The sequence below is a fragment of the Siccirubricoccus soli genome, from assembly GCF_024178315.1.
In the GTDB taxonomy this organism is placed as follows: domain Bacteria; phylum Pseudomonadota; class Alphaproteobacteria; order Acetobacterales; family Acetobacteraceae; genus Siccirubricoccus; species Siccirubricoccus soli.
On the sequence record NZ_JAMZIK010000259.1, the window covers coordinates 1 to 4,313 of the forward strand.

The 4,313-nt window shown below is 72.6% G+C and carries 5 protein-coding genes; 2 read left to right on the plus strand and 3 right to left on the minus strand.

Annotated features, from left to right (window positions below):
* Positions 1–152 precede the first annotated feature (152 nt).
* From NJ376_RS27895 to NJ376_RS27905, 3 genes are all read right to left on the minus strand, one after another.
* The gene (locus NJ376_RS27895; protein ID WP_252956626.1) at positions 153–587 is read right to left on the minus strand and encodes an OsmC family protein; all 435 of its coding nucleotides are present in this window, start codon (positions 585–587) and stop codon (positions 153–155) included.
* A gap of 229 nt (positions 588–816) precedes the next feature.
* Positions 817–1,533, minus strand: coding sequence for a serine O-acetyltransferase (gene cysE / locus NJ376_RS27900; RefSeq protein WP_252956627.1), 717 nt, complete (start codon positions 1,531–1,533; stop codon positions 817–819).
* A gap of 178 nt (positions 1,534–1,711) precedes the next feature.
* The gene (locus NJ376_RS27905; protein ID WP_252956628.1) at positions 1,712–2,770 is read right to left on the minus strand and encodes a cysteine synthase A; all 1,059 of its coding nucleotides are present in this window, start codon (positions 2,768–2,770) and stop codon (positions 1,712–1,714) included.
* A 157-nt stretch (positions 2,771–2,927) separates the two neighbouring features.
* Between NJ376_RS27905 and NJ376_RS27910 the strand changes: the two genes are divergently transcribed.
* Together NJ376_RS27910 and NJ376_RS27915 are read left to right on the plus strand one after the other, a co-directional pair.
* On the plus strand, positions 2,928–3,749 hold the full coding sequence (locus NJ376_RS27910; protein WP_252956629.1) for an ImuA family protein: 822 nt from the start codon (positions 2,928–2,930) through the stop codon (positions 3,747–3,749).
* Positions 3,746–4,313 (plus strand): Y-family DNA polymerase (locus tag NJ376_RS27915; protein ID WP_456310009.1); only part of this gene is annotated, 568 nt, incomplete at its 3' end. The genes NJ376_RS27910 and NJ376_RS27915, both read left to right, overlap by 4 nt.

Here is a 4,313-nt window from a genome sequence, read left to right on the forward strand (position 1 = left end):
ATCGCTCGACCCCCGACGCCTCGCACAGCCTGCCGCGGCGAAGCCGCGGCAGGGCACCAGGCAGCGTTGGGGTGACGGGGCGTCAATTCCCATCTCTGCACCGTTCCAGCTCCCCACCCCGGCCCTCCCGCAGGGCGGGGGGTGGCAGGCAGTCAACCCTCCAGCTTCGCGTCCAGCGTGATCTCCGCATTCAGCACGCGGGAGACCGGGCAGGTGGCCTTGGCATCGGCGGCCAGCGCCTGGAATTGCTCGGGCGAAACCCCGGGCACCTCGGCCGTCAGGCTCAGCGCCACGGCGGCGATCTTCCAGCCGCCCGCTTCCTGTTCCATGGTCAGCCGCGCCTCGGTGGCCAGGCTTTCCGGGGTGAGGCCGGCGCCCTGCAGCTTGAAGGCCAGCGCCATGGTGAAGCAGCCGGCATGGGCGGCGGCGATCAGCTCCTCCGGGTTGGTGCCCTGGCCATCGCCGAAGCGGGCGGTGAAGCTGTAGGGGGTTTCCTTCAGCGTGCCGCTCTGCGTCGTCAGGGCGCCCTTGCCGTCCTTGCCGGTGCCGGCCCAGTGGGCGGTCGCGCTGCGCTTGATGCTCGCCATTTGTCTCCCTCCTGCTGGAGTGGTGAAACAGATGGGATGGCAGCGGTGCGCTGCCACCTCACCCCGGCGACATAATGCTCATGGCTGCACGAATGCCAGGGGCGGGATCGGTTGGCTTTGCGTGATCGCGCGATTCACCCTTCCCGGTGAATCCGCCTCGAGCCATCACGCCCATCGGGTCCGCATGCCCCTGCCCGGCCGCGACTGGCCCGCGCATATTTCAAGGACGTTATTCGGCGGCGCGCACCGTGCTGCCCGGCGCGGTGCTGCGGCGCAGCTCCGCCAGCTCGGCCCGCAGCGCGGCCAGCTCGGCGCGCAGTGTTGCCAACTCCTCCCCGACCGGGTCGCAGGGCTGGTCCAGCAGGCCGTAGCCCGGGCTCGGCGGCGGCGCGGCGCGACCGGTGGGCAAGGTGGCCAGCACGCGGTGCTCCTGCGGCGGCCGGGCCGGAATGCCGATGACGGTCTCGCCCGCCGGCACCTCGCTCGCCACCACCGCATTGGCGCCGATGCGCGCGCCCTCGCCGATACGGATCGGGCCCAGCACCTGGGCGCCAGCGCCGATCGCCACGCCGTCGCCGATCGTCGGGTGGCGCTTGCCGCCCGGGCCCGCGCGATTGGCGAGGCTGAGGCCGCCCAGCGTCACGCCATGGTAGATCAGCACGTCGTCGCCGATCTCCGCCGTCTCGCCGATGACGACCCCCATGCCGTGATCGATGAAGAGCCGGCGGCCGATCTTCGCGCCGGGATGGATCTCGATGCCGGTGATGAAGCGGTTGGTATGGGAGACGGCGCGCGCCAGCGCCTTGAAGCCGGCGCGGTAGAGTGCATGCGCCACGCGGTGCATGAGCACCGCCTGCAGCCCGGCATAGCAGGTGATGGCCTCGACCCAGGTGGGCCGGGCCGGGTCACGTTCGCGGATGGTGCGGGCGAGCTCGATGATCTCCATCCTGTCCTCTCAACACGGCCGATCCGGCCCTCCGCGCCATGCGACGCTCCGGCCGTCGGACGCAGACCCAATGCGGCCGATCCAGCCCTCCGCGCCGCAAGGTGCTCCGGCCATCGGGCGCGGTCTCAACGCGCCGGGTCAGCTCCCCGCACCACCCGTCCGGCCGGCCATTCACCGCTCACGCCAGCCAGGGCGGCGTCGGCAGCCCCTTCTCCCGCAGGAATTCGGGATTGAAGAGCTTGCTCTGGTAGCGCGCGCCGCCATCGCAGAGGATGGTGACGATGGTATGCCCCGGCCCCATCTGCCGCGCCACGGCGATGGCCGCCGCGACATTGATGCCGGCCGAGCCGCCGATCGAAATCCCCTCATGCAGCAGCAGGTCGTAGATCTGCTCGAGCGCCGTCGGGTCGTCCACCTGCACCGCATCGTCGATGGCGGCGCGGCCATGCTCCAGGTTGCCGGGCACGGCGGAGGCCTGGCCGATGCCCTCGGTGATGGAGTTGCCCTCGGCCTTCACCTCGCCGGTCTTGATCCAGCTGTACATGCCGCTGCCCATCGGGTCGGCCAGCACCACCCGCACCTTCGGGTTCTTCGCCTTCAGCGCACGGGCGACGCCGGTGAGCGTGCCGCCCGTGCCGCAGGCGCAGGTGAAGGCATCGATGCGGCCCGCGGTCTGCGTCCAGATCTCGGGGCCGGTCGTCGCCTCATGGAAGGCGGCGTTGGCGAGGTTGCCGAACTGGTTCGCCCAGATCACGCGCTTGCCCTCGGCCGCCAGCTCCTCCGCGATGCGGCGGGAGGTGTTGACGTAATGCCCGGGGTCGCGCAGCGGCTTCGGATCCACGAGCCGCAGATCGGCGCCGATCATGCGAAGGAAGTCGAGCTTCTCCCGGCTCTGGGTATGCGGCACGACGATGATGGATTGGTAGCCGCGGGCGTTCGCCACCAGCGTCAGGCCGATGCCGGTATTGCCGGCCGTCCCTTCCACCACGATGCCCGGCTCCCCGGGGATGAGCTGCCCGCGCTGCTCCGCATCCAGGATGATGCCGAGTCCCGCGCGGTCCTTCACGCTGCCGCCGGGCTGCATGAATTCCGCCTTGCCGAGAATCTCGCAGCCAGTCGCCTCGCTCGCTCGGCGCAGGCGGATGAGGGGGGTGTTGCCCACGGCGCCGGCGAAGCCGTCCGCCACCTGGGCTGCGTTCGGGACGAACCCTTTCGGGGCGAGTTCGGGGGCGCTCATGGATCCTCCACCTTGAGATGTGATCTGCGGTGAGACGGGGGCGATCTTCAAGGGGTTTTCCCCGCATGGCCGGCATGAATACATGAACAAGAATGCAATCTCAGGAAAAGCGGCTTGACCCGGACGGGGTCATTACTGGAACATATAGCGAACGAGCATGACCCAGATTCCGGCTGCCTCACCCCCCGAGATCGACCGCCCCGCCCTGCTGGCGGCGCTGCGCGCGCGCCTGGCGCGGCTGGACCGCAGCGGCCTGACGAGCGATGCCATACCGCTCTGCCCCGCCATCGACCAGTCCCTGCCCGGCGGCGGCCTGGCCCGCGCCGCGCTGCATGAGGTGCTGGCCGCCGAGCCCGGCGCCGCTGCCGGCTTCTGCGCCCTGCTGCTGGCCCGCAGCCGGGGCAATGTGCTGTGGATCGCGCCGGAGCCGGATGCCTGGCCACCCGGCCTCGCCCGCTTCGGCCTCTCGCCGGCCGATCTGGTGCTGGTACAGGCACGGCGGCAGGTGGATGGGCTTTGGGCGATGGAGGAGGCGCTGCGCTGCCCCGGCGTCGCCGGCGCCCTGCTGGCGCTGCCGGGGGAGATCGACCTGACCGCGGCGCGGCGGCTGCAATTGGCGGCCGAATCGGGCGGCGGCCTCGGCCTGCTGCTGCGCCCGGATGCGGAGGATGGCGCGGCGGGGGCGACGGCCGCGCTGACCCGCTGGCGTGTCGGCGCGCTGGCCGGCACCGGCTCGGCGCATGACCTCGGCGATCCGCGCTGGTCGCTGGAACTGCTGCGCTGCCGTGGCGGCCGGCCGCAGCGCTGGGACGTAACCTGGCGACCCGCCGCGGAGCGGCTCGACACGGACGATATCGCGGAGCGGCTCGATGCCGAGGACGCTGTGGAGCGGCTGGGCAGCGAGGATATCGCAGAGCGGTCCGCGGAGGACGTAGCCCGTCCCGCCCGCGCGCCGGCGCGACGGCGCGCCGCGCGATGAGGCGGCGCTTCTGCCGCCCGCCGAGCCTCGGCGGCATTCCCCCGGCAGAGGCCGGCCCGGCACTGCTGCCCGAGTCCAGCGCGCCGCCCGCGGGCACCCGGCGCATCGCCGCCATCCACCTGCCCTGGGCGAGGACCGAACGGCGACGCCTGACCGGCGCGGCGGCGATCTGGGCCGCGGAGGGGACGCGCCGGGTGCTGGTCGCGGTGACGCCGGACGCCGCCGCCGCGGGTCTGCGCCCGGGCCAGGCCCTGGCCGATGCGGAGGCCATCCTGCCCGGCCTCGCCCTGCACCCGGAGGAGCCGGAGACAGATGCCGAATGGCTGCAGCGACTCGGCCTCTGGGCGCTGCGCTTCACCCCGCTGCCGGCGCTCGATCCGCCCGACGGGCTGCTGCTGGATGTCACCGGCGTGGCGCATCTGCATGCGGGGGAGGACGGTTTGCAGGCGGCGATCGCCGCCCGCTTCGCCCGCGCCGGCCTCACCGCGCAGATCGCCATCGCCGGCACGGCGGAGGCGGCCGCGGCGCTGGCCCGCAGCGGCGGCGCGCCGCCCGTGCCGCCGG

Bases quoted from the DNA above. Each gene is read 5' to 3' on its own strand.
- NJ376_RS27895 (WP_252956626.1), bottom strand. From the start codon at position 587: ATGGCGAGCATCAAGCGCAGCGCGACCGCCCACTGGGCCGGCACCGGC.
- NJ376_RS27905 (WP_252956628.1), bottom strand. From the start codon at position 2,770: ATGAGCGCCCCCGAACTCGCCCCGAAAGGGTTCGTCCCGAACGCAGCC.
- cysE (WP_252956627.1), bottom strand. From the start codon at position 1,533: ATGGAGATCATCGAGCTCGCCCGCACCATCCGCGAACGTGACCCGGCC.
- NJ376_RS27910 (WP_252956629.1), top strand. From the start codon at position 2,928: ATGACCCAGATTCCGGCTGCCTCACCCCCCGAGATCGACCGCCCCGCC.